Consider the following 22,307-nt stretch of genomic DNA (forward strand, 5'->3'; position numbering starts at 1 on the left):
GGCCCCATCATACGACGGGTATGGTCGATCCGCGATTCGGATGGACCGTCTCAGTCGGCGGCCGTGACGATCGCGTCCTGATAGCTCGCGATCTCATCGAGGACGGCCTCGCGGTCGTCCTCGTCGACGTCGAACTCGGCGAGCGCGTCGTCGAGGTGGGTTGCGATCGCCTGAAAGTCCGACGGCGTGATACCCATGTCCGCGTGGACGGCTTCCATCTCCCCGCCGGCGTACTCGACGGGACCGCCGGTGACCGAACTGATGAACTGGGCCTGATGGGCCCGCTGTTTCTGCATATCGACATCGTCGAAGTACCCTGCAACCTGTTCGTCCGCCATGATGCGGTCGTAGAATTCGTCGACGACGGCCGTAATCGCGTCTTCGCCACCGAGTCGCTCGTAAAGCGAGTCTGTCATCGGGTCATATGTACCCACTTGAAGTAGATAAAGTCCGGCCCGAACACGTTGTGGAAAAACTTGTGTGTGGTTACCAAACACATGAAAAGAGACCGACTTCATTCTCGATCGACGGGTCCGAGACCGATCCGCCACGCGTCGGACAAGCGTGCGCTTTTCATACCCGAGGCTCGGACTGACGCCTATGAGAACACGCGGGACGTTACGACTGGCGACGAGGGGGTCCGCTCTCGCCCGGCGACAGGCCTCGCTCGTCAAGGAGGCCCTCGAAGACCGCCGGTACGAGGTGGAACTCGTCACGGTCGAGACGACGGGGGACCAGATCCGGGACGAACTGATTCACCGGCTCGGCAAGACGGGCGCGTTCGTCCGCGAACTCGACGAACGGGTCCTCGAGGGCGACCTCGACGGCGCGATCCACTCGATGAAGGACATGCCCACCGAACAGCCCGAAGAACTCGTGACCGCCGGGATTCCCGAGCGCGGACGACCGGGTGACGTCCTCATCACGCCCGACGGCTCGACGCTGGAAGAGTTGCCGGCGGGTGCGACCGTCGGCACCTCGAGTCTGCGCCGGCGCGCACAACTGCTCTCGGAACGGGACGACCTCGAGGTCGAACCCCTGCGTGGCAACGTCGACACGCGCCTCGAGAAGCTGTTGGCCCCGTCGCTGCAGGCGGAACATCAGGAGCGCTCGGAAGCCGACAAAGAACGGAAGGGGAATACCGGCGACGACGATTTCGAGGCCGAGTACGACCGCACCACCGACGAGTGGTTCGACGATCTCTCGGAACTCGAGCGGCAAGCCCTGGGCCGGGAGGTCGAGACGGAGTACGACGCCATCGTGCTGGCACAGGCCGGCCTCGAGCGCAGCGGGCTCGCCCACTACGTGGCGTATCAGGAACTGCCGACCGATACGTTCGTTCCCGCGCCGGGACAGGGGGCGCTGGCGGTGACCGCCCCGGACGGCGAGACCGCACGCGAGATCAAGAGCGCGATCGATCACCCGCGGAGCCGCGTCGAGACGACCGTCGAGCGGACGATCCTCGCGGAACTCGGTGGGGGCTGTATCGCGCCGGTCGGCATCTACGCGATCCTGCAGGGGGAACACGTCCATGCGACCGTGACCGTCTTCGATCGGGACGGCGACGAGTCGGTGACCGGCAGCCGCGACCTGCCCGTCGACAGCCACGCCGAGGCCGCCCGGGAGTTCGCCCGGGACCTCGCCAACCGCGGGGCCGCGGCGCTGATCGAAGGGGCACGGGAGGACGCCGAGGGCGACGACGAGGGCGTCTCCGAGGAAGATAAGCCCGAGGGGAAATAGCTAGCGAGTAACGAATGTCAGGCAACGCCATCGACGCCGAACCCGGCACCGTCTACCTCGTCGGCAGCGGCCCCGGCGATCCCGACCTGTTGACCGTGAAAGCGAAGCGGCTGCTCGAGGAGTGCGACGTCGTCCTCCACGACAAGTTGCCCGGCCCCGAGATCATCGACCGGCTTCCCGAGGACCGCCGCGAGGACGTGGGCAAGCGCGCCGGTGGCGAACGCACGCCCCAGTCCGAGATCAACGAGCGGCTGGTCGAACTCGCCCGCGAGGGCAAAAGCGTGGTCCGTCTGAAGGGTGGCGACTCGTTCGTCTTCGGCCGCGGCGGGGAGGAAGCGGAGTATCTCGCGGCCCACGAGGTCCCCTTCGAGGTCGTTCCCGCGGTCACCTCGGCGATCGCCGCGCCCGCGGTAGCGGGCATTCCCGTCACCCACCGCGATCACGCCTCCTCGGTCTCGTTCGTGACCGGCCACGAGGACCCGACCAAGGCGGAATCCGCGGTCGACTGGGACGCGCTTGCCGCGACCGGCGGTACCATCGTCGTCCTGATGGGCGTCGGCCGCCTGCCGGACTACACCACGGCCCTGCTCGAGGCCGGGATGGCCCCCGAGACGCCGGTCGCGCTCGTCGAGCGCGGCACCTGGCCCGGCCAGCGAGTCGCGACGGGCACCCTCGAGACGATCGTCGACGCCCGCGACGAGGCGGGGATCGAACCGCCCGCGGTGACGGTGATCGGCGACGTGGCTGGGACGCGGGAGTCGGTGGTCGAGTTCCTGCAAAACGACTACGGCGCGGCCGGCGACGCCGGGGCCGGGGAGTAACCAATGACCGAGACACCGACAGTCGCCGTCTTTCGGCCCGACGACGACCGCATCGAGCGGGCGACCGAACTGCTCGCGGAACTGGGTGCCGAGCCGGTCCCGGACCCGATGCTCGCGGTCGAGGCGACCGACGCCGTCCCGCGGACCGATGCGGACTACGTCGTCTTCACGAGCAAGACCGGCGCGGAACTGATCGCCGCGGCCGGCTGGGAGCCGACCGGCGAAACCGTCTGTGCCATCGGGCCAGCGACGGCCGACGCGCTCCGCGCGGAGGGGTACGCGGTCGACCTCGTCCCCGAGGAGTACACCTCGAGCGGGCTGGTCGCAGCGCTTTCGGACGCCGTCGACGGCGCACGCGTCGAGGTCGCCCGCAGCGACCACGGCAGCCCGGTGTTGCTCGACGGGCTCGAGGAGGCTGGCGCGTACGTCCACGAGACGATCCTCTACCGGCTGGTCCGTCCCGAGGGAAGCGGCGAGTCCGCCCGGCTGGCAGCGGCGGGCGACCTCGACGCCGCCTGTTTCACCTCGTCGCTGACCGTCGACCACTTCCTCGAGGCCGCCGCGGAGGCGGGGGTTCGGGAAGCAACCATCGCGGGACTCGAGGACGCCGTCGTCGGCGTCATCGGCGAGCCGACGGCCGAGACCGCCGCCGAGCGGGGCGTCGATGTCGATCTGGTCGCGAGCGAAGCGACCTTCGAGCGGCTGGCCGCGGAGACCGTCGACGCGGCGACAGACGGCGAATGACCGGCCGTCGCGCGTTTCTCGCGACCGCAGGTGCCGCGGCGCTTGGCGGCTGTGCCGCGCCCGCTGTCGAGCCGACCGCGTTCGAGGACCACGAGCGCCACGACGCGACGATCGGATTCGTCGGCGACGCGATGCTCGGCCGCAACGTCGACGGGCGATACGGACGCGCCGGAACCGACCCGGCAGCCGTCTGGGGGGCCCTCCGACCCCGACTGCAGTCGCTGGACGGCGTCTGCTGTAACCTCGAGTGTTGTCTGTCGACGCGGGGCCAGCGGTTCCCCGACCGGACCTACTACTTCCGGGCCGATCCCGGGTGGGCCGTTCCCGCCCTCGAGGCCGGAAACGTCCGCTTTGCATCGCTAGCGAACAACCACATGCTGGATTACGGACCGGCGGCGCTTCGCGACACCGTCGACGCCCTCGACGACGCGGGGATCGGGTTCGCGGGTGCCGGCGAGACGCCGACGGCGGCCCGCGCTCCCGCGACGGTCTCGATCGGCGATGTCGACGTCGCGGTCGTCTCCTTCGCGGACCACTACGCCGAGTACGGCGCGACCGACGACCGACCCGGCACGGCCTACGTCGAGTTCGACCCGGAATCGGCCGAGAGTCGGCGGCTCGTCGGCGAGTCCCTCGAGCGCGCCGCGGCGACCGACCCCGACCTGCTGGTCGCCTCGGTCCACTGGGGACCGAACTGGGTCGAACATCCCGACGACGACCTACGGGCGTTCGGCCACTGGCTGATCGATCAGGGAGTCGACGTCGTCCACGGCCATAGCGCTCACGTCGTCCAAGGCGTCGAGCGCGACGGCGACGGCCTCGTCCTCCACGACACCGGCGACATCGTCGACGACTACGTGATCAAAGAGGAGTTGCGCAACGACCGAACCGTCCTCTTCGAGCTCGGGCTCGAGGACGGGAGTCCGGTGGAACTACGCCTCGTTCCCGCCGTCATCGACGACGAGACGGTCACACCGGCCGACGGGGACGAGGCAGCGTGGCTCCGAGAGACGATGCGCGAGCGTTCGGCACCCTTCGACACCGAGTACGACCGCGACGGCAGGGACCTCGTCCTCTCGTTGTAAGTGCGGTGGCGGCCGCTCCGACGGCGATCCAGGTTTATGCGCGAAGCCGACCGCAGTGTGTCGATGGCAGGGACGGTTCCCGACCTCGAGGATCGTGCGGTAGCGTGTGCCCAGCGGCTGTGTGCGGCCGACCGCGTGTTGCTCGCCTCACACATCGACGCCGACGGGCTCACCAGCGCCGCGATCGCCGCCCGGGCCCTCGAGCGGGCGGCGATCCGTACGTGAGTTGCATCATCGCTCGAGCGATCGAAGCGCGAGCAGCGCCGGCAGCGCGAACCCGAAGGCGTTGACGCTCCCGTGCCAGCGGATCATCTCTTGAATCGACACGAGCGTGGCGGTGCCGGGAAGGGCCGAGTAGGCGAACGCGAGCGCCAGCGCCATCGTCCAGCACAGCGAGACCGCGGCGACCGCGAACAGCGCCCCAGCGAACCGCGGGACCGTCGGGACGACCGTGCGGAGGAGACACAGCGCGAACCCGACCACGGCGGCCGAGAACGCAGCAGCCGCGACCACCTCGAGCAGCGGCGAGAAGGTGATACCGACGGCGATCAGGAGAATGCCGACCGCGATGACGGCCGTCACCGCGGCCGACGCTCGTCCCGCGACGGTGGGCGGGAATCCGCCGTCGTCGGTCGCCGCGATGCGCCCGGTCAGGCCGACGACCAGCGGCAGGGCGAACCCCGCGTAGTGGAAGTGGACCCCTGTCAGAAGAACGATGATCGGTGCGAATCGTAAACTGATGTCGGCCGCGTGCAGGCACAGGAAGACTGCGGCCACTGGCACGTAGAGGAGCGCGGCGTCGATCGCGAGTTCCGGCAGCGGACCGGTGCCTCGAGCCAGGGATCGTCGGAGTCCAACCAGCGCGATCGCACCGGTGACGACGAGCCACGGAGCGACGAGCGCCACCGCAGCCGGCGATCCCTGCGGCGCGACGAGTCCGGCGACGACGGCCAGCGCGGCGGGAAGCTGGCCGCCAACGGCGACTCGATAGGGAGTCACCGTTCGGTCAGGGAGCGAGCCCGCGGCGTCGCTCATCGGCTCGAGCAGCCCGAGCCCCAGCGGCACGACGACGAACGTCGCGAGGGCGACGTAGCGTTCGACGGGCGAAAGCGGGATCGACCCGCCGACAGTCCCCATCGCCAGCGCCAGCCAGACGGCACCGCCGATCAGCGCGCTCAGGTCGGTGAGACGCCGGCCGGCGACGGTCGGGGACGGACTCGAGCGCCGCGTTCTGGCGCTCGACGGCTCGAGGTCGGTCACGCGTTCTCACCCGGGAGATCGACGCCGCCGAGATCGGATCGGGTCCGAGTCGCCGCGTCGCGGTCGACGGTCCGGAAGTCGCTCTCGAACCTGCCCGTGTAGCCGAACACGGTCCCGACGATCGGGTTGGTGATCTCCGCGGCCACGCGAAACCGGTCGCTGTCATCGTCGTACCAGTCGCGGAGCCGGCCGTCGACCGACAGCGGGCCGGGGAGCGCAACGTAGCGTCCACCCGCACGGAGCCACTGCGTCCCGATCGAGAGCGCGAGCGCACCGTCGTCGGCTCGAACGTGGAGGTCCGCAGCGACGTGGCCCCGGCGGCCGAACAGGTCGGTGAGACAGCCTCGAGCGGGATTCCACCGTAGCGTGTCCACGAACTCCCGCGGCGGGTCGGTCTCGAATCGCCGGTGAAGACACAGCGCCTCGTTCCCGGCGTCGTCGACGAACGCTTCCGTGACGATGGAGAACGGAACGTCGGTGCCGCCCTCCGGAAAGAGGAAGTCGTCGAGGGTCGCGAGCCAGCGGATCGGCGTCGCGAGCGGGTTCCGTTGGAGGTCGTCCATCCGACCGACGCCGACCGCCTCGCGGTCCTCGCCGGCCTCGAGGCCGTAGCGCTCTCGGACGCAGGGATGAAGGGTGTCCCAGCCCTCGCCGACCGCACGCTCGAAGAGTCCGGTCACGGTCGTCCCTCCGCGATTGCGTCGATCCGGTCGCCTGCACCCGTCGTTCGCATCTATCGCTCACCTCGAGACCGTTCGATGTACGCCGACAGCGTGCAAAGCGCGTCCGGATCGACGCCGAAGGCTGCGAGGGCGTCGTCGGCCGTCGTATTCTCCAACCCAAGCACGCGGTACTGATCGCGACCGAACGGGGGCCAGGGGAGCGGGTCGACGGCTCGCGCCGCGAGTCCGGCGACGGCCATCGGAATCGGCACGACGACGCCACCGCCGCGAATCGTCGTCACCGTCTCCGCGAGGGTGAGCCGCTCGGGGCCACCGATCTCGTAACACCCGCCCGCGTGGCGGTCGTCCTCGAGTCCATCGGCGATCAGCGGGGCGAGGTCCTCGACCCAGATCGGCTGGAGTCGCATCCGGCCGCCGCCGGGCAGCGGCGTCACGAGCGGCGGGACCATCCGCTCGACGAACGACACGAACGCACAGCCGTCGCCGAAGACGACCGACGGGCGGTAGATCACGTGCTCGAGACTCGAATCGCGGACGACGCGCTCTGCTCGCCGCTTGGCTCGGAAGTACGCCGTCTCCACGCCGCCGTCGACGCCCAGTCCGCTCAGCTGGACGAACCGCTCGACGCCGGTGTCCTCGCTGGCCGAGACGAGGTGGCGCGTCCCGTCGTAGTGGACCGCCTCGTGGCTCCGGCCGCGGGGCTGGACGTGAGAAGGGAGCGCTACGAGGTTGACGACCGCCTCGTGACCGGTCACGGCGTCGGTGAGATCCGGTTCGGTCACGTCCAGCGTCGTCGTCTCGACGCCGTCCGGCAATCCGGCCGCGTCGGGCGTCCGCGAGGCGGCCGTCACCGCGTGTCCGCGGTCGACCAAAACGCGACAGAGGGAACGGCCGACGAATCCCGTACCGCCCGCGATCAGGACGTTCATACGCTTTTATTCGGCCAACGCAACCTAATGTTACCGCTGTACTGACGGCACACAATCCGGTTCGGAACGCTCGAGCGCCGGGACGTGACACGTCGGACGGGGGAACGTGCATCCGGAAATTTATCCCCGATGGCGCCCCATCATCGACCGATGCACCGATGACAGGGCCGGTTCCCGAACTCGAGGATCGTGCGGTCGCGTGCGCCGAGCGGCTGTGTGCGGCCGACCGCGTGCTGCTTGCCTCACACATCGACGCCGACGGACTCACCAGCGCCGCGATCGCCGCACAGGCGCTCGAGCGGGCGGGGATTCCGTTCGAGACGGTCTTCGAGAAACAGCTCGACGACGAGGCGATCGCGGCGATCGCGGCGACGGAGTACGACACCGTCCTTTTTACCGACTTCGGGAGCGGCCAGCTCGATCTCATCGGCGACCACGAGGACGCGGGCGACTTTACCCCCGTCATCGCCGACCACCACCAGCCCGCCGACCGGGAGACCGAGTACCACCTCAATCCGCTGCTGTTCGGGATCAACGGCGCGTCGGAGCTGTCGGGAGCGGGCGCGAGCTACGTCCTTGCACGGGCGCTCGCGGACGTAGCGGACGGCGGTCCCGGTTCGTCGGTCGCGACCGATGGAGGGACGATCACCGCGTCGGGAACAGCCGACGCCCGCGCGGACAACCGCGATCTCGCCGCCCTCGCAGTGGTCGGCGCGGTCGGCGACATGCAGGCCTCCAGCGGCCAACTCCACGGCGCGAACGCGAAGATCGTCGAAGAGGGCGTCGAGGCCGGCGTCCTCGAGACGGGCAAGGACCTCGCGCTCTATGGCAAGCAGACCCGGCCGCTTCCCAAACTGCTCGAGTACGCCACCGACGTTCACATTCCCGGCATCTCGAACGACGAGAACGGGGCGCTGCGCTTTCTCGACGGGCTGGATCTCGAGTTGCAACGCGACGGCGAGTGGCGAACGTGGGCCGATCTCTCGAACGACGAGAAACGGACCGTCGCCAGCGCGCTCGTCCAGCGGGCGGTCTCGAGCGGCGTCCCCGCAACAAAGATCGACGAACTCGTCAGTACGGCCTACGTCCTGAGCGAGGAGCCGGTCGGCACCGAACTCCGGGATGCCAGCGAGTTCTCGACGCTTTTGAACGCGACCGCCCGCTACGAGCGGGCTGACGTCGGCCTCGGGGTCTGTCTGGGCGATCGCGACGGCGCGCTCGAGCGGGCCCGACAGCTCCTGCGCGAACACCGGCGGAACCTCTCGAACGGGATCGATTTGGTCACACGCAAGGGGGCGACCCAAGAAGACCACATCCAGTGGTTCCACGCGGGCGACGAGATCCGCGAGACCATCGTCGGCATCGTCGCCGGGATGGCGATGGGCAACGAGGGAATCAGTCGTTCGAAGCCCATCATCGCCTTTGCAGAGAAGAACGACGAGGAGGTCAAGGTCTCGTCCAGAGGGACCCACTCGCTGGTCCGGCAGGGACTGGACCTCTCGGTCGTAATGGGTGAAGCCTCCCGCGCCGTCGGCGGCGACGGCGGCGGTCACGACGTGGCCGCGGGCGCGACGGTACCGAAAGGCGAAGAGGAGACGTTCGTCGACCGCGCCGACGATCTCGTCGGCGAGCAACTGTCCTAGTACTGTCGTCGCAGCTCGGACCGTTCGACCGGTCTGCGGTGGCGCGCGCTGTGAGACGGCGAATGACCAGTGAGCCGTCTCACGACGTCGTGCGAGGGAACGAACGAGCGGTGCGAGGCCGAACGGAGTGAGGTCTCGAAAGCGAACGGTGACCGGAGGGAGCCGTGAGCAGCGAGTGAGTCGGTTGGGGAGGCCGTGGCGACTCACTGCAGCCACGATAGCAGACTCGACCCGATTTTGGAATCCGGTACGCAAGTCTGCCGGTGTGATACCGGTTCGAACGGAACGGAGACGGAACGGCGACGCAACTCGGTTCCGCTACCCACGAATCAGGTCGATCGGTCCATCGAGGCCGGCACCGTCGGTAACAGTGGCGCGCGCGAGGTGAACATGTAGGTCGCCTTGCGCACTGCTCCCTTGCCGTACTGGACGGCGCTTTTCCGGATCGGCGTGCGCTTGCCGCGGATCTGGGTCCGGCCCTCGAGGATCGCCTCGACGAGGTCGTCGCCGTCGATGTCGGCTTTGGTCGGGGTCGCGGCCTCGGGCGTGACCAGCACCTCGGTGTAAGCCTTGCCGACGTTGGGCAGGTAGTGGGCGTCGCTGGCACCGATCTGTGGGTAGTCCCGCCGGCTGGCGAAAGTCCGGGCCCGACGGTTGCGATACCCGGTAAAGACCATCGAGTTGTAGGTCTCGATCGCGTCGGCGTCCTCGATATAGCGCTTGCGGACACCGTGGCGACTGCGCTGAAACGGATGGGGAACGATCGCGACCCCGCCCAGCTCGCGGACGGTCTCGACGGTTGCCATGAACGGCTGGCCGGGATCGGGCCGTTCCTCGACCCCGATCGCCAGCAGGTGCCCGTGTCGCGTCGACACCTCGACGCCGGGGATGCCGATCAACCCGTAGTCGGGCGCGAGGTCGGCAGCCCGCCGCGACTCCGAGATCTCGTCGTGGTCGGTGATCACCACGCCGTCGAGTCCGATGTCGGCGGCCTGCTCGAGGATGAGTTCGATCGGTTCGTGGCCGTCGTAGGAGTCGTCCGAATGCACGTGAAAGTCGATCGCGAACGGAATCTGAGAGGACATAGGGGAATGACTGGCCTGCGCGTCGTGACTACCAATAGCTCGTTGCCGAGCATAAACACTGTGTGTCGCGGCGATCGGGGCATCGTCGAGCCGTCGCCCAATTCAATATATCGTTATTCAGTTTAATAGGGGATGGAACGGGCGACTCGAGAGCGGCAGTCGCGAACGGCGAGACGGCAGCAAAACGGTGAAAACGCGGTGTCAGCGGATTACATCAGCGGAAACACCATACTCGATGGTCGACGAGCAGCCGTGAACAGTCATCACGGGAGTCGCTGATCCCGAGTCGCGAGCGAACGACCCCACTGCGTCGACGGTCGTCAACGTGACCGGTATTCACCGGTGCCCACGATGGGATCGATAGCCGACGGGTGACGGGTGGACCACTCGAGGCCGGGGACTCCGTTCGAGGGCACGACGTGACCCCGTGGGAGGTCAGGAGGAGGTCGGTTTCGTTCGGTCGTCGCCGGTAGGCAGCCGGCAACTGGCCATTCACACCGGGGACCGAGCCGGCGCGACAGCAGCCAGCCGCCGAACCGCACGACCGCATCGGAGTCGCTACGTGGCGCACGACCGTCTCGAGCGTCGGTCGAATCCGTCGCTTTCGCCGCGTCGCGAGACGTAGCGGATGCCCGCGCTCGAGGAAGCGGCCACAATAGATGGCCGAATCCTCGTAAACGGTCGTGTGACCCGGCGACAGGACGTCTCGTCGGGGAATCGTGACCCAGCCGACCGGAACGCGGCCCGATCATATATTCCATTTCGGTATACAGAATTGGTGATAGTCGGTCAGAAAGAGCGAACAGGGGATCGACCGGAAATCACCTGTTACCGGATTCTCGAGCCGGGTTTGCCGGATCGTTCGCGTGAACGGGTGAATTAGGCCGGCCTAAATTCCGATGGACTTATCATTGTTTAGGTTGGCCTAAACGATAACAACACCGTCGCCGATGGGCACTCGAGCCACCTCGAACGGCTCGGAGTCGGCTCTTCGGGGACGAGACAGGAGGAACCCATGGTCGGAACCACGCTCCGAGAGATTCGCCATCACATCGAACAGTTGGCCAGCGACGACGGGAACTACTACGTCGTCTGTGCCCGCTCCGGGGAGCGCCCCGTCCCGGTTGCCGGACAGCGGTTCCCGACGCGGACCGCCGCGGCCGACGCCGCACAGGCGACCGAACAGTACCGCGCCGCGCTCAGACGCTACGATCCACAGCTCCCGTTTTACGATCCGGTCGTCTGTCAGGAGCGGTCCGGCGACGACCCGACGCCGACGGCCTCGAGTCGGCCGACCCCGGAGTCGGGACAGCCACGGGCGGAAGAGGCGGTCTCGGCGTCGACGACCGGAAGCGCGCCCGCGGACGACGACCCCCTGATCAGCTTCTGCCACGACGTCTCCGGCTCCGTCTTCGAGGCGCTGTCGGCCCGCGATCACGACGCCGCAGAGCGAGCGATCATGGAGACGTATCTGGCCGCGGCCGAGGCGACGACAGACCCGAACACGCTCTGTCTGGTGTTGCTCGAGGCGATGGCCGCGGAGTTAGAGACCCACCTCGCGGCGGCCGAGCGGACCCGCCTGCTGGAGGCAGCGGCGTCGAACCTCCCGCCGGTGGCGTCGGCTGCGGATCCGGTCGCCGCGAGCCTCGAGTTCCTGGACTCGCTGTCGCTGCTTCGGGAGTACGGACTGAGCCGCGGGTCGACAGCGGCCGGGGACCGGGACGTATGGACCGTCTCGCTGCGGGGGTACGCCATCGAGTGTGGCGACCGGCGGTTCCCGACGCTGCCGATCGGGATCGACGTGTTGCGACGGTCGGAAACGGCCGACACACCGGCCGTCACCGACGTGCGGGCCCTCGGCGATGGCGACTGGGAATTCGTCCTCACCAGCAACGTGGGAACGGCGGCCGGACTCGTCTGTACTCGAGGGAAGCAGCCATGACCGGATCGACCGCGCTCCACGGCGCCCCCGACTGCGTCGACCGGGAACTGGCGGCGATAGCCACTCGGGACGAGGCGTTCGGGACGTTCGCCCGGCGCGTCCGTGACCTCCCAGCGACGAACCCGGCGACGGGCCGCGGAGGGACGACCGCGGCGGCGCCGGTCGCGATGACGACGGCGGGTGAAGCGGGCGGCGCGAGCGCGACGACGGACGGGAAGGAGTGTGTCGCCGTTCGCGAGGCCTTCGCCGAGACGGTCGCACCCCACAGCACCGCCGATCTCGCGGACGACGAACCGCTCGTCGAGACGATCGCGGCCGAACTGAACGAGGACGTCGCCGTCGCGCTCGCCGCCGAAACGGGCTGGACGCCGACGCTCAAACGCGCGGTTCTCGAGGAGATCGCCACCAGACGCCGCGAGGTCGACGTCGTTCGGGAGACCCTCGAGACCGAACGGGAGACCGTCGTCGCGGCGATCGACGAGGTCGACGAGGTCCTGACGTGGCTGCAGTCGACGGCCGAAGAGTCGCTGCTACAATGTGATTTCGAGACGCTGCGGGCGAAACACGACCGCCTCGAGCGCTACCGGGAGCGACTCGACGAACTGACTGCCCGGCGGCAGTCACAGCTCACCGAGACGACGAACCGGTACGGGCCGGGCGGGACCCGGTATCGGACGCTGGTCGAGTCGGTGTACTCCGCGCAGCCGGCTAGATATCCGCTCCTCTCGACGGCCGCGCGGCTCTACGGGGTCTGTGGCGACTGTCAGCGGACGGTCCGGGCCCACCTGACTCGGCGCGTGTAGTCCGTATCGCGTCTCAGTCCGGCGGGACCGCGCTACGGCGGCGACTCGGAGAGTCGGTCCGGAACGAGATCGGCCAGCGAAACGTCTTCGAGAACGGTCCCGACCGTGAGCGGATCGTCGGCCGTCGAGACCCTCTCGTGGACCCGCCGCATGCACTCGAGCAGGCCGTCGACGGCCGCCCGTCGGGTCGAGACGCGCCCGATCGAGCGGGAGACCGACCGATCAGTGAGGAAAAAGCGATACTGAAGCTCCCAGTGTCGACAGAGCCCGAGGGTCGGATGGGACCGTGCGGGGACACAGTCCGCGATCAGGTCGATCCGCGGGCGAGCGTGTCGGTAGACGAATCGACCCTCACAGCGTTCTGCGAGGCCCCAGCGCGGCGGCAGGGCCTCCTGGGGAATGGGATCCTGGTCGACAGCCATGTACGCTGATATCGCCGGGTGCGGGGGTGTTCGTTCCGCTTGCGAGCGCGGGCACCTCTGTAGGCATCCCCTACCGCGGGTCGACGGTCGGTCGCGAAGAAGTCGGGCGAACGGGTCGATCGTCCGACTTTTGTCTCCGCTCGTCCTCGAGTCGGGTATGGCCGATTTCGACCCCGAGCAGTTCGAGGACAAGTACGCCAACTACTTCCCCGAACTCCAGCAGGCGTACAAGAACGCGTTCAACCGGATGAACGACAGCTACGACTCCGAACTGGTCCATGCGATCGACCAGCAGGTCCTGAACGAGAGCGAACCCTTCTACGAGGGCGACGGCGAGTTCCGGGTCGAACTCCCGGACGACCCCTATGGCCGTCTCGACGGCGTCCTCGTCGAGGAAGAGCGGTTCGAGCAACTCCTCGAGAAACACGTCACGGAGATCGAAACGGAACTCCGACGCGTCTTCGAGTTCGAGTAACGCCGTCGGCGACGGTGGCAGACGAACATGGCGGACGGAAGGTTTAGGGGGGCTGATACCCAAGAGCGTTTCATGAGCACCGAGACCCAGAACGACGGGGACGACCTCGAGGAGCGCGTGACGAACTTCCTTCGCCGGAACTTCCCGCAGATCCAGATGCACGGCGGCAGCGCAGCGATTCAGGACATCGATCGCGAGAGCGGCGAAGTCAGCATCGCTCTCGGTGGCGCCTGCAGCGGTTGTGGGATCTCGCCGATGACGATCCAGGCGATCAAGAGCCGGATGGTCAAGGAGATTCCCGAAATCGAGAAAGTCAACGCCTCCACCGGCATGGACGGCGGCGAAGAGGAGATGGGCGGCATGAGTCCCTCCTTCCCCGGCGAAACCGTCGATGACGACGACGGCGAGGTCGACGAAGGCCCCGAAGCACCGTTCTAACGCCGCCGTAGTTTCGACGCGAGTTTTCCGCTATTTCCGCCCCGATAGCCGACGGTACGGGTCGCGGAACGTCCATTATTGATCCGAGCGAACGGCGCTATCGCAACCCGCGACCGCGTTCCCACGTCCGTATCAGCGCTGCCAACGTCCGATTCGTCGGGACCGGGAGACCGTGGTCGGCCGCCCGGTCGACCACGTAGCCGTTGATCGCGTCGATCTCGGTGCGCCGACCGGCGCAAACGTCTTGGGCCATCGAGGACGTGTTCGCGGCCGTCGCTTCGGCGACGGCCTCCATGGCAGCCACCGCCTCGTCGCTCGAGAGCGACACGCCGCAGGCGCGGGCAACGCGGGCCGTCTCGCGGCTCGCCGCGCGCGAGAGATCGGCCGCCGGCGCGTCGAGGACGGCCCCGTTTTCGGTTTCGGTCAGGGCAGTAACGGCGTTGATCCCCGCGTTGACCGCGAGTTTCTCCCACAGCCGGTGGGGCATATCCGTGGCGACGAGGGTCTCGATGCCCGCCGAGCGGAACCGCTCGCCGATGCGATCGGCGAGCGACGAGGGACCGCCCGCGCGAGCGCCCAGCACCACTTCGCCGACGCCGGTACACTCGACGACGCCTGGCTTCCGCAGGACGGCCCCGTAGGTCGCCGTCCCGGCGAGAACCGGGGCCTCGAGCCGGTCGGCGAGGATCGATTCGTTTCCCATCCCGTTTTGCAACGAAAGAACCGCGTCGACGGCACCCGTCGCAAGCCGGTCGGCCGCCGTTGCCGTATCGAAGGCCTTGACGGTCACCACGGCGAGGTCCGCCTCGAGCCCGGTGCCGTCGGTCGTCGCCGCCGGGAAGACGCGGTCAGGGCCGTCGACTGCCCCCTCGAGGGACAGCCCCGACTCGCGGACGGCGCGGGCGTGGTCCTCGCGAGCGACCAGCGTCACGTCGTGGTCGCGCGCGAGGAGGCCGCCGACGAGACTGCCGAGGCTGCCGGCTCCGAACACGACGATCTCCATGGCTCGAGGTCACACGGAGCGGTATAAACGGGTTTCGTCCGATGGACGGCTCGAACCGGCTGGACGAGTTCCCCGCCGACGCCCGAAGACGGGAGCAATACCCACCGTAAATCCTATCGTGCTATATTAAATCGCGGACTAGCCGGTGGAGAAACCCGGTCGACGCGGTTCGAGTCAGTCCTCGGTCCAGTACATCAACTGCTCGCGCTCGGAGTCACAGTTCGGACACCGGTCGGGCAGTCCGTCGTCGATTTCGCCCATCTCGCCACACTCCATGCAGCGCCACATCAGTTCGGCCTCGCCGAACTCGTGGCCCGAGCGGGCGTGTTCGACGCTCATCGCCTCCGCGCCCTCGCGGGTCGTGACGAAGACGCCGCTCTGCTCGAACCCCCGGATCCGCCCGATCTCGTTCCCGTCCTCGTCGTAGACCCGCTGGCCGAAGTTGAGTTTCTCTACCGCCTCGATTGCCTCCTGCTCACCTTCTTCCGCGGGCTTCTCACCGGTTTCGACCATGACCGGAGCCACACCGCCGATCGGAATAAAGACAGGGCGTGCATTGTGCGAGTGGCCGCTCACAGCCTCGAGACGGCGTGAATCGGCCACGAACGGAGCGACGGCTGCAGTCGATGCGTCAGCACCGCGACGAGATACGACTGTTAAGCCACACCGTGCTAATAGAAAACAATATACACTCCCAGTACTGAACCCGTATCATGATAGTTCGTCTCACCCAGGGAGTACTCGCCGGCGTCCCACCAGACACGGCCACTGGTAGTGCGTGTCTCCCGTGGCCGGTCGCGGCCGGCACGGGCAACCCGGTCGCTGAGATAGTCACGGGCCCTCGAAACGGGCACGTGATTCGATCATGAGCGGGACCGGCGTCGCCACGATCGACGGCTGTCGGGTCGCCTACCGACGCGCGGGAACGGACGGCCCGCCGGTCGTCCTCTGTCACGGCGCGGGGATCGACGACGCGACCGTCTCCTGGCAACACGCGATCGACGCACTGGCCGACGACTATCGCGTCTACGCGATCGACTGGCCCGAGTACGGCGACAGCACCGGCGACGTCACCCACACCGTCGACGGCTACATCGACGTTCTCGAGGGCTTTCTCGAGACGCTGCCGTTCGATCGAGTGACGCTTGCGGGCATTTCGATGGGCGGCGGCGTCGCCCTGGGCTATACGCTTGCGAACCCCGACCGCGTCGAGGGGCTGGCGCTGATCGACAGCTACGGGCTGGGTGACCGACTACCGAGCGCCCTCCAGTGGAAGGTCCTCTCGCGGTTCCCCGGCGCAACCGAGTTCGGGAAAATCGCGGCCAGCGCATCCACGCGGAGCGTCCGGCTGGTCCTCGATAGCCTCGTCGCGGACGCCGACGCCCTCCCCGCCCCCTTCGTCGCGGACGTCAGGGAAAAGCTGCAGGAACCGGGCTCGATACAGGCGTTCAAGCAGTTTCAGGACAACGAACTCTCGTTCAACGGCCGGGTCGCGACGAACTACGTCGACGACCTCGAGACCCTCTCCGTGCCGACGCTGCTCGTCCACGGCCGGCAGGACCCGCTGGTCCCCCTCGAGTGGTCACAACGGGCCGCCGGCCGGATCCCCGAGGCCGACCTCGAGATCATCGAGGACTGCGGCCACTGGACGCCTCGAGAGCGACCCGACCGGTTCAACGAGGTCCTCGAGAGCTGGCTGCCAGACCCCCGTCACGCGCCGGAACCGCAGTACACCAAGGAAGGAATGCCCGGCGTGACGCGGGCCAGCGGCGATTGATTCCGTCTCGCTGTTCGCACAGGCAGATGGCCGGGAGGGCGCCTCGAGCGACTGCGAGAGACGCACGACTCGGGGGAGGGCAGGCCGCTACCCGATTCCGACCGCGAGCGAACGGGTGCGCGGCGCGTAGCGCCGCAGGAAGGCGAACGGCGTAGCCGTGAGCCAGTGAGCGAGCGGGCCGACGACTGATGTGAGTGAGGCCTGAAAGGCCGAGCGAACGGAAGGAGGAGTGCTTTTATACTAAATTTTGCCGAGGGCCAGCTATGCTGGCCCGCAGAGCAAAATTTAGGTTTACATGAAGTCTTCAATTCCGCTCTGCTTGTTCTTGTCGTTCTCGAAAATGCTCTCGAGCGATCGTTCCAGCACCTCTAACCGCTGTTTGGTGTAGGGCCGGCAGTCGTACTCGTCGGCGACCTGGATCGCAGTCTGCATGTACTTGTTGACCGATCCCTTGTGGACGGTAAGGTTGACCCGGCCGCCACACTCGCGACAGTCGCCGGTCAGGGGCATCCGTCGGAACTTCTCGCCGCAGTCGAGACACCGCGTTTCCTGCCGGGAGAACGCGCGTAGGTTCCCGATGAGGTCCGGCAGGAAGTGGTACTCGATGACCCGCTCGGCGACGTCGGTCTCGTCGACCGCCGCGAGCTTGCGCGATAGCTCGAGCTGGGCGTCCATCTTGTCCATCATCGAACCCAGCGTCTTGTACGCCGAGAGGTCGGGCCCCATCGCGATGTCGGTGGTGTCGTGGGTGTGATCGAAGCCGGTGTACTCGAGGTCGGTGCCGAGGTTCTTCTCGGCGATCTCGATGTCGACGTCCTCGGGGTCGGCCTGCTCGCGGGTCGCGAGGTAGAACTCGCGGGGGTACTGCGAAACGACGTCCATGTTGTGGGCCTCGTCGTCGATCTCGGAGGGGTCGATGCGCGAGGACATGACCAGCGGGGCGTCCATCTTCCCGCCGCGCTGGTCGGGCAGAAACGTCTTGCTGAAGTTGAGCAGACCGTCGAGCAGGAGCATCACACAGTCCTCGTCGCCATCGCATTGCTTTTGAGACAGGTTGTTCGCAACGAGAGAGTGCGTCTCGGAAACGGTAAGACAGTAGACCGAGTCGACGGTCGACTCGACGTACTCGACCGACGAGATCGATTCGACGAGGTACGCGTCGTCCCCGCCGTCGAAGACGCGACGGCCCTGGGGAACGATTTCGTCTACGTGTGACTGCAAGAGGTCGGCCTTTCGGGAGAGATGGAATCCTACAGTTTCGGCGAACTGACTCGCGTCCTCGGATGACACCTCAAGGACGTAGGTCGGAGCGGACATCGACGGGTCGTCGATTTCGTAGAAGTCGGGGAACTTCTCGCAGAGCGGAACCGGCTCGGTGATCGTCACTCGGCCGCAGATTCCCAGCCGACTCAGTAACGCGAGCAGGTCCTCCTTGAGTTCGGTACTGACCGTCGTCGCAGAGACCAACAACGCGTTCGCATCAACGCCACCGTCACCGCTGAAATAACCTCGGAGGTAGGCAGCGACGATCTCGTCCGACGCGTCGAAGATCGGTTGTGGGACGCGCTTCGTCTCCGCGAGGATTCCCGCCTCGAGTACCGAGTCGAAGAAGACGCGCATGAGTCGCCCCGAAACGGTCACTTTCGCCTCGTTTTCGCGATACGGGCCGACTCCGAACTCCTCTCGGAACACATCGGCGTAGAAATCGCGAGCCTCGGCTTCGGTTCCGCAGATCGTCGTTTGGTGAATCGTTCCCTTCGGCGTCTCCTGTTCTCGCGCGAACCCTTCAGCGGCGTAATACCCCAACAGAGTGCCGACACGCTCGTTGAGTTCGACGAATCGATCGATCTCGGTTCGATCACGACGCATACCGAGCTGGACGTCGTCCGGGACGAACTCGAGGAATTCCTGCTGCGAGTCGAACAGTTCGAGTAGCAGATCCGCGGGGAAGCTCTCCCGGTACAGATAGTTGCTGAACGTCTTCTTGCTCAGATCGAAGTACTCGGCCGTACTCGTGAGCGGATAGAACTGGCCGTCCCACTCGTCACCGAGTCGTTCCTCGAAGAGTTCGTATAGTCGGTCCTTCTCCAGTCCCTTGATCATCAGCCGGGATCGATCGACGGAGTCGACCTCAAGGAACTCCTCGAGGAGGTCGAACACGTGTGAATCGTTGTCGGTATCGACGACATCGAGATGCTCTGGAACGACGGCGTGATCCTCCGCCGTCAATTGGGCGGCTCGTTTCGACTGGAGTTGTCCACCTTTGTATACGTGGACTTCGTGATCCGGCGTCAGCGTGATTTCGCGGCCGCTCCGCGTCTCGAGCCGAACGAGGTGGTCGGGCGCGGGGTGTTTCGAGACGGCCTCGACCGGTTTTCGCGTAAGGTCTCCGTCCCCGTCGATCGATGGGACAGTGACATCGCCGTCGAGTTCCTGAACGAGCGTCCCGAAATCGTCCGTTTCAGGATCATCGAGGCGTTCTTCGACGAGCGTTTCGATCGGTTCGTGGTGCCACTCATCTTCTTCGTCCCGGAACCAGACCTTCGTCTCGGGATGGAAGCAGTTCCGCCGCTTTGCCGCATGGAAGTACGGATGTGCGTATCCAACGGCCGCGCTCGTGAAACCAATCACCCTACCGACAGTTGCCGCGCTCGTGTGGGGAGCCATCCCGAAGACGAGTTCGCCCACCAAATCCTGGCGGTCCTCGAACTCGTAGAAGGACTCGAGCCCGTAGTACTGCTCCAAGAGGTCGTCGATGAAGTCGGCCGTCTGGAGCATGTGTTCGGCCGCGCCGTCCGAGAGGACGATGTCTTGGACCTTGAGCTCGACCAGTTGGTCCTCGTGGGTCAGGGGTTCGCCGTGGATGTCCTCCTCGTAGCCAAGCGCCTGGAGCTGACCGACGTCGACGTCGAGTTCGCTGGCCCGGACCGAGGTCACGGGGAGGTCGGTCATGTCGTAGCGGACGGTGCCGTCCTTGAACGCCGAGACGTCGTGTTTGGCCCGCAAGATTCCCTTCTCGATCGGTTCGGGGACCTTGTTCTGCGAGGAGAGTCCCTTGACGCCTTTGAGGATCTCGAAGGCGTTCTCGCGTTCGCCGACCGATTCGAGGGCGCTGCGGAACTCGTCGTTGACGTCGATCTCGCGGGTCTCGACGCAGGAGCCCTCGCGTTCGCAGTGGTCGCACTCGACGCGGCCGGCCTCGTCGGGCTCGAGCTGTTGGTCACAGTCGGGACAGCGGTAGTCCGGCGTGGTGCGTTCGTCGCAGTCGGGACAGCGGTTCTTGAACGTCTCCGTGCCACAGGAGTCACAGCGCTTGCGGCCGACCTCGAGTTCGACGACGCCGGGGGTATCCGACATCGTCTCGGCGTGTTTGGCGGCGTCGGCGACGTTGCGCTGCGTGCCGCCGGCCTCGCCGATCGGGAACAGCGTGTGGACCGCCGGGCTCAGATCGCGGCTCTCCGATTTCTCCGGCCGGCCCATTCGATTGCCGATCCGCGTGGGGGCGCGCTCGCGAACCCGGAACGGCGCGACCTCGTTGACCGCCTCGATGGCGTTGTCGCCCTCGGTCTCGTGGCCCCAGGTACGGGCGCGCTCGGAGAGGTCGCCGTCGGTCCAGGTGCGCTCGAGTTCGATCTCGGGACGCTGGTCGGGCTCGAGCGCCGCGCCGTCGGCGACGGCCTGCCGGGGCTCGCAGCCGACCGAGCGGACGAACGGCCGCCAGTCGTCGATCTCGATGCGGTCCTCGTCGGGCCGCTGGCGGTGTTCAATGACGATCGTCTCGAGGGCGTCGGCGACGCCGTCGTCGGACGCGAGGACGAGGATGCTGTCGTCCCCGTTCCCGTTGACGCTGCCGTCGCCGTCGCGCTCGATCCGACCCTCGGCGACCGCCGCCGCGAGGTCGCGAAAGGCATCGACGGAGATGTCGTGCCAGAGGTAGGTGTACTCGGGATGGAGGGGAGCGTCGTACTCCGTAGCCCACTCGAGGGCCTCCTCGGGGTCGGGGAACTCGAGGTCGATTCGGGGATCGTCCTCGAGGGCCTGCACGTCGGCACCGGCGGCCGCGAGGTCTTGGACCCACCACTCGTAGGTGTAGGAGGCGGGGGCCAGCGGGTGGTTGTTCTCGACGAACTCGCCGTAGTTAACCAGGTACTCGCCGAGATCGAGGATCTTCTCGACGCCGTTTCTGATCTCGAGGGCGTCCTCGGGGTCGTCGATCCGGCGGACGTCGCCGTTTGCCAGTTTGACCGTCGGTCCCTCGATGGAGTCGACGGGGACGACGCCGGCGGCCTTCCCGGGCCGTTCGGTCTTGATCTGGGTGCCCGTCGCGAGGAAGTCGTCGACCAGATGCATCGCGGCGGGGTGGACGCCGGCGGTCGCGAAGCCGTGATTGCGCGCGCGACCGTAGCGCAGCCGGAAGCCACCCTCCGCGCAGGGATGGGAGAAGACCGGCCGGCCGGCGATCAGGTCCCGGAGGAACTTCTCGGAGGTGTCGACGCGGGGCGGTCCCTCGGGTTCGTCGGCGGTGTCGTCACCGTCCTCGCTCTCCTCGGCGGCCGTCTCGTCCGCGTCGTCGTCGCTATCGGCCTCGTCGGCGGCGTCGTCCTCGTCGCCGTCGTCGGAGTAGTTGCCGTCGATTAAGTCCTGCAGCCACGGCCAGTCGATCTCGTCCAAGTTCCGGGTGTAGCGCTGGATCTTCGGGGCCTTCAGCGCGATCCCTTCCCCGAGGACGAGACACATCCCGCCGCGGGCACTGTTGGTGTCGACCCGTTCGAGGTCGCGAAAGCCCGAGACCTCCTCGTCGCCGGTGGCCTCGCCGTCCAACATGATCGGAAGGTGTTTGGCGATGAACTTGGCCTCCTTCGCCTTCGGGCAGTACTGGAGGCCGGTCTCCTTGTCGTAGAGGGCGATCTCCTCGGCGTAGCGTTCGATCTCCTCCTCTCGAGGGCCGTACTGATCGATACCGACGAGCGCGCGGGTGTAGTCGGCCACGAGGACGGATAGTGCCTGTGCGGTCCCGCCCGCCGAGCGAATGGGGCCGGCGTAGTAGACGTTGACGAACTCCGTCCCGTCGTCGTTCTCGAGGATTTCGACTTTGTCGATCCCCTCGATCGGTGCCGCGACGACGCCCTCGGTCAGCAGGGCGACCGCCGTGCGAACGGCCCCCTCGACCTTGCCGGCTTTCGTCTCGTAGTCGCCGACCCGTCCCTCGGCGAAGTCCTCGGCGAGTTCGAGCGCCGCTTCCTCGCGGCTCATCTTCCCCTCGAGTTCGCGGACGCGTTCGGCGACGCCGTCGATACCGAGGATGTTCTCGACGCGGTCGGCCATGTCCCGCGCGGTCGGGATCTCGACTTCGGGTTTCGGATCGCCGCCCCGTTCCTTGGCGCGTTCGGCCACGTCGAAGGCCGACTCGAGTTGGCCCTCGAGTCGCTCGAAGTACTGTTCGTCTTCTTCGCGCAT

The 22,307-nt window shown here is 67.0% G+C and carries 19 protein-coding genes and 1 pseudogene; 11 read left to right on the forward strand and 9 right to left on the reverse strand.

From position 1 onward, the window contains the following. Nucleotides 1-50: 50 nt before the first annotated feature. Entirely contained in the window at nt 51-416 is a 366-nt protein-coding gene (locus NP511_RS09840; protein WP_049965323.1) for a group I truncated hemoglobin, read from the reverse strand. A 184-nt stretch (nt 417-600) separates the two neighbouring features. Here NP511_RS09840 and hemC point away from each other — a divergent pair, with 184 nt between their 5' ends. From hemC to NP511_RS09865, 5 genes and pseudogenes are all read left to right on the forward strand, one after another. Beyond that, on the forward strand, nt 601-1,740 hold the full coding sequence (hemC, locus tag NP511_RS09845; RefSeq protein WP_049965322.1) for a hydroxymethylbilane synthase: 1,140 nt from the start codon (nt 601-603) through the stop codon (nt 1,738-1,740). Nucleotides 1,741-1,754: 14 nt separating this feature from the next. Next, a complete protein-coding gene (gene cobA / locus NP511_RS09850; protein ID WP_006648384.1) occupies nt 1,755-2,561 on the forward strand; it encodes a uroporphyrinogen-III C-methyltransferase in 807 nt (268 codons plus the stop codon). 3 nt (nt 2,562-2,564) lie between these two features. Further along, a complete protein-coding gene (locus NP511_RS09855) occupies nt 2,565-3,305 on the forward strand; it encodes a uroporphyrinogen-III synthase (RefSeq protein ID WP_049965321.1) in 741 nt (246 codons plus the stop codon). Further along, nucleotides 3,302-4,390 carry a CapA family protein gene (locus tag NP511_RS09860; protein WP_049965320.1) on the forward strand — a complete coding sequence of 363 codons (1,089 nt, stop codon included), beginning with the start codon at nt 3,302-3,304 and terminating at the stop codon, nt 4,388-4,390. The genes NP511_RS09855 and NP511_RS09860 overlap by 4 nt, the downstream gene beginning before the upstream one ends. A 63-nt stretch (nt 4,391-4,453) precedes the next feature. Further along, nucleotides 4,454-4,606 (forward strand): annotated as a pseudogene (locus NP511_RS09865) (recombinase RecJ); the annotation flags it as partial. Nucleotides 4,607-4,621: 15 nt separating this feature from the next. Here the strand turns inward: NP511_RS09865 and NP511_RS09870 are convergent. From NP511_RS09870 to NP511_RS09880, 3 genes are read right to left on the reverse strand one after another with little or no spacing between them, the layout of a single operon-like run. Next, on the reverse strand, nt 4,622-5,650 hold the full coding sequence (locus NP511_RS09870; RefSeq protein ID WP_006648388.1) for a YndJ family transporter: 1,029 nt from the start codon (nt 5,648-5,650) through the stop codon (nt 4,622-4,624). Then, nucleotides 5,647-6,330 (reverse strand): DUF4166 domain-containing protein, encoded by a 684-nt coding sequence (locus NP511_RS09875; RefSeq protein WP_049965318.1) that lies wholly within the window; start codon nt 6,328-6,330, stop codon nt 5,647-5,649. The genes NP511_RS09870 and NP511_RS09875 overlap by 4 nt, the downstream gene beginning before the upstream one ends. Nucleotides 6,331-6,383: 53 nt before the next feature. After that, the gene (locus NP511_RS09880) at nt 6,384-7,262 is read right to left on the reverse strand and encodes a complex I NDUFA9 subunit family protein (RefSeq protein ID WP_049965317.1); all 879 of its coding nucleotides are present in this window, start codon (nt 7,260-7,262) and stop codon (nt 6,384-6,386) included. 158 nt (nt 7,263-7,420) lie between these two features. Between NP511_RS09880 and recJ the strand changes: the two genes are divergently transcribed. Further along, nucleotides 7,421-8,905, forward strand: a complete 1,485-nt coding sequence (gene recJ, locus NP511_RS09885; RefSeq protein WP_049965316.1) for a RecJ family nuclease — start codon at nt 7,421-7,423, stop codon at nt 8,903-8,905. A gap of 329 nt (nt 8,906-9,234) precedes the next feature. Here the strand turns inward: recJ and NP511_RS09890 are convergent, their stop codons facing one another. After that, the gene (locus NP511_RS09890; RefSeq protein WP_006183022.1) at nt 9,235-9,990 is read right to left on the reverse strand and encodes a CehA/McbA family metallohydrolase; all 756 of its coding nucleotides are present in this window, start codon (nt 9,988-9,990) and stop codon (nt 9,235-9,237) included. 1,015 nt (nt 9,991-11,005) lie between these two features. Between NP511_RS09890 and NP511_RS09895 the strand changes: the two genes are divergently transcribed. Further along, entirely contained in the window at nt 11,006-11,932 is a 927-nt protein-coding gene (locus NP511_RS09895) for a DUF7551 domain-containing protein (protein ID WP_049965315.1), read from the forward strand. Next, nucleotides 11,929-12,735, forward strand: coding sequence for a DUF7260 family protein (locus tag NP511_RS09900; protein ID WP_049965314.1), 807 nt, complete (start codon nt 11,929-11,931; stop codon nt 12,733-12,735). Before NP511_RS09895 ends, NP511_RS09900 begins: the two co-directional genes overlap by 4 nt. 32 nt (nt 12,736-12,767) lie before the next feature. On the opposite strand, the gene NP511_RS09905 is transcribed toward NP511_RS09900, so the two are convergent. Continuing rightward, nucleotides 12,768-13,157, reverse strand: a complete 390-nt coding sequence (locus NP511_RS09905; RefSeq protein ID WP_006648394.1) for a hypothetical protein — start codon at nt 13,155-13,157, stop codon at nt 12,768-12,770. A gap of 157 nt (nt 13,158-13,314) precedes the next feature. Here NP511_RS09905 and NP511_RS09910 point away from each other — a divergent pair, with 157 nt between their 5' ends. Together NP511_RS09910 and NP511_RS09915 are read left to right on the forward strand one after the other, a co-directional pair. Continuing rightward, nucleotides 13,315-13,632 carry a DUF5783 family protein gene (locus NP511_RS09910; protein WP_006648395.1) on the forward strand — a complete coding sequence of 106 codons (318 nt, stop codon included), beginning with the start codon at nt 13,315-13,317 and terminating at the stop codon, nt 13,630-13,632. A 72-nt stretch (nt 13,633-13,704) separates the two neighbouring features. Beyond that, the gene (locus NP511_RS09915) at nt 13,705-14,070 is read left to right on the forward strand and encodes a NifU family protein (RefSeq protein ID WP_006183026.1); all 366 of its coding nucleotides are present in this window, start codon (nt 13,705-13,707) and stop codon (nt 14,068-14,070) included. Between the two features lie 97 nt (nt 14,071-14,167). On the opposite strand, the gene NP511_RS09920 is transcribed toward NP511_RS09915, so the two are convergent. Next, a complete protein-coding gene (locus tag NP511_RS09920) occupies nt 14,168-15,073 on the reverse strand; it encodes a ketopantoate reductase family protein (protein WP_049965313.1) in 906 nt (301 codons plus the stop codon). Nucleotides 15,074-15,247: 174 nt separating this feature from the next. Then, nucleotides 15,248-15,586 carry a TFIIB-type zinc ribbon-containing protein gene (locus tag NP511_RS09925; protein WP_006183028.1) on the reverse strand — a complete coding sequence of 113 codons (339 nt, stop codon included), beginning with the start codon at nt 15,584-15,586 and terminating at the stop codon, nt 15,248-15,250. Nucleotides 15,587-15,938: 352 nt separating this feature from the next. On the opposite strand from NP511_RS09925, the gene NP511_RS09930 reads away from it, so the two are divergent. Continuing rightward, nucleotides 15,939-16,850 (forward strand): alpha/beta fold hydrolase, encoded by a 912-nt coding sequence (locus tag NP511_RS09930; protein ID WP_049965312.1) that lies wholly within the window; start codon nt 15,939-15,941, stop codon nt 16,848-16,850. 291 nt (nt 16,851-17,141) lie between these two features. Here NP511_RS09930 and NP511_RS09935 read toward each other — a convergent pair whose 3' ends face one another. After that, nucleotides 17,142-22,307, reverse strand: a complete 5,166-nt coding sequence (locus tag NP511_RS09935; protein ID WP_049965311.1) for a DNA polymerase II large subunit — start codon at nt 22,305-22,307, stop codon at nt 17,142-17,144.

It is taken from the genome of Natrinema thermotolerans, assembly GCF_031165565.1.
In the GTDB taxonomy this organism is placed as follows: domain Archaea; phylum Halobacteriota; class Halobacteria; order Halobacteriales; family Natrialbaceae; genus Natrinema; species Natrinema thermotolerans.